Source organism: Vibrio makurazakiensis, from assembly GCF_050337375.1.
GTDB classification, from domain to species: Bacteria; Pseudomonadota; Gammaproteobacteria; order Enterobacterales; family Vibrionaceae; genus Vibrio; species Vibrio makurazakiensis.
Map to the genome: position 1 here is coordinate 1 of NZ_JAKJSW010000492.1, position 618 is coordinate 618.

Consider the following 618-nt stretch of genomic DNA (forward strand, 5'->3'; position numbering starts at 1 on the left):
ATTCTGAGTATGCTTTATAAAGCATCACCAGAAGACGTTCGCTTCATCATGATTGACCCGAAAATGCTGGAGCTTTCTGTTTATGAAGGTATCCCTCACTTATTGTCTGAAGTAGTAACAGACATGAAAGACGCATCGAATGCGCTTCGCTGGTGTGTGGGTGAGATGGAGCGCCGTTATAAGCTTATGTCTGCTCTTGGTGTTCGTAATATTAAAGGCTATAACGATAAGCTTAAGATGGCAGCTGAAGCAGGGCATCCTATCCATGATCCTCTATGGAAAGAGGGCGACACAATGGATCAAGAAGCGCCATTGCTTGAAAAACTGCCTTACATCGTAGTGATCGTCGATGAATTTGCTGATCTAATCATGGTGGTGGGCAAAAAAGTTGAAGAACTGATTGCTCGTTTGGCACAAAAAGCACGTGCCGCAGGTGTTCACTTGATCCTAGCGACTCAACGTCCATCGGTAGATGTTATTACTGGTTTGATTAAAGCAAATATCCCAACTCGTGTCGCATTTACCGTTTCTACGAAAACAGACTCTCGAACCATTTTGGATCAAGGCGGTGCTGAGTCGTTGCTAGGTATGGGTGATATGCTTTATCTACCTCCGGGT

General features: G+C 44.5%; 1 protein-coding gene. It reads left to right on the forward strand.

Annotated elements, in window-relative coordinates:
* Positions 1-618: FtsK/SpoIIIE domain-containing protein (locus L4C33_RS22730; RefSeq protein WP_428814610.1), on the forward strand; the 618-nt coding region annotated here is incomplete at both ends.